The 1,785-nt window shown below is 44.7% G+C and carries 1 protein-coding gene; it reads left to right on the forward strand.

Annotation, left to right across the window (positions count from 1 at the left end):
* Positions 1-68 precede the first annotated feature (68 nt).
* Positions 69-1,646, forward strand: a complete 1,578-nt coding sequence (locus VE944_RS30550; RefSeq protein WP_324986436.1) for an NAD(P)H-quinone oxidoreductase subunit 4 — start codon at positions 69-71, stop codon at positions 1,644-1,646.
* Positions 1,647-1,785 lie beyond the last annotated feature (139 nt).

Raw genomic sequence — 1,785 nt, forward strand, 5'->3', positions numbered from 1 at the left:
CCAAAAAGCTGTTACTTAATAACTAGTGACTTTTTGCCAAACATGATTTTGATAGCAGACGAATTGTGATGAATACAGCTAATTTTCCGTGGCTGACGACGATTATTCTGTTGCCTATAGCCGCTTCACTACTGATTCCCGTCATTCCAGATAAAGAAGGCAAAACAGTGCGCTGGTACTCCCTCATCGTAGGGCTGATAGATTTTGCACTAATTGTTTATGCTTTTTATACTGGATATGATTTCTCCAATCCAGATTTGCAGTTGGTGGAAAGTTACCCCTGGGTACCCCAACTAGATTTGAATTGGTCAGTAGGGGCAGATGGCTTATCCATGCCCCTAATTATTTTGACTGGATTCATTACCACGCTGGCGATTTTAGCAGCTTGGCCTGTCACCTTCAAGCCGAAGCTATTTTACTTCTTGATTTTGGCGATGTATGGCGGTCAGATTGCCGTGTTCGCTGTCCAGGATATGCTGTTATTTTTCCTGGTGTGGGAACTGGAACTAGTACCGATATACTTTCTGCTGTCGATTTGGGGAGGCAAAAGACGGCAGTATGCAGCGACTAAATTTATTTTATACACCGCCGGTGGTTCGCTGTTTATTTTGCTGTCTGCCCTGACAATGGGATTTTACGGCGATACGGTGACGTTTGACATGCGATCGCTCGCCTTAAAAGACTTCGCCCTCAATTTCCAACTTGCCGCCTATGCTGGCTTCCTTATTGCCTACGCCGTCAAGTTGCCGATTATTCCCTTGCACACCTGGCTACCTGATGCCCACGGTGAGGCTACAGCGCCCGTACACATGTTATTGGCAGGTATTCTTTTGAAAATGGGCGGTTACGCCTTAATTCGCATGAATGCCCAAATGCTCCCCGATGCCCACGCTCTTTTTGCACCAGTGTTAGTGGTTTTGGGGGTAGTTAATATCATCTACGCTGCCTTGACATCCTTTGCCCAGCGCAACCTGAAGCGAAAAATTGCCTACTCCTCAATTTCTCACATGGGCTTTGTGATGATTGGTATTGCCTCCTTCACCGATTTGGGATTGAGTGGGGCAGTGTTGCAAATGGTTTCCCACGGCTTAATTGGGGCGAGTTTGTTCTTCCTAGTTGGCGCAACTTACGATCGCACACACACCCTGATGTTGGATGAAATGGGCGGTGTTGCGAAGAGAATGCCGAAGATTTTCGCCATGTTCACCACTTGTTCGATGGCTTCTTTGGCATTACCAGGGATGAGCGGTTTCGTGGCAGAATTAATGGTATTTGTTGGCTTTGCTACTAGCGATGCTTATAGCTCTACCTTCAAAGTCATTGTTGTATTCTTGATGGCAGTGGGAGTAATTTTAACTCCGATTTATCTGCTGTCGATGTTGCGAGAAATTTTCTACGGAGAAGAGAACAAGGAATTAGTTTCTCACCAAGCTTTGATAGATGCTGAACCCCGCGAAATATTTATCATTGCCTGTTTGTTAGTGCCAATTATTGGTATTGGTTTCTATCCAAAATTGCTAACCCAAATGTATGACGCTACAACTGTACAATTGACAGCAAGATTGCGTGATTCCGTGCCGACATTAGCACAGCAAAAAGACGACGCACTAAAGGTTTCTTTGAGTGCGCCCCAAATTGGTAATTAGTTGCGATCGCTAGTTTAGTTTAAATATTGATTATTTTGAGGGTGGGTTTTGTACCTACCCTTTTTGTTACTCACTCGTAACTTTTTATTTGGTAACGTATGTTAAAAGATGCATCTGTTAGCGTAGCGGGCGCGCGTAC

This window comes from Nostoc sp., from assembly GCF_035638895.1.
GTDB lineage: Bacteria > Cyanobacteriota > Cyanobacteriia > Cyanobacteriales > Nostocaceae > Nostoc.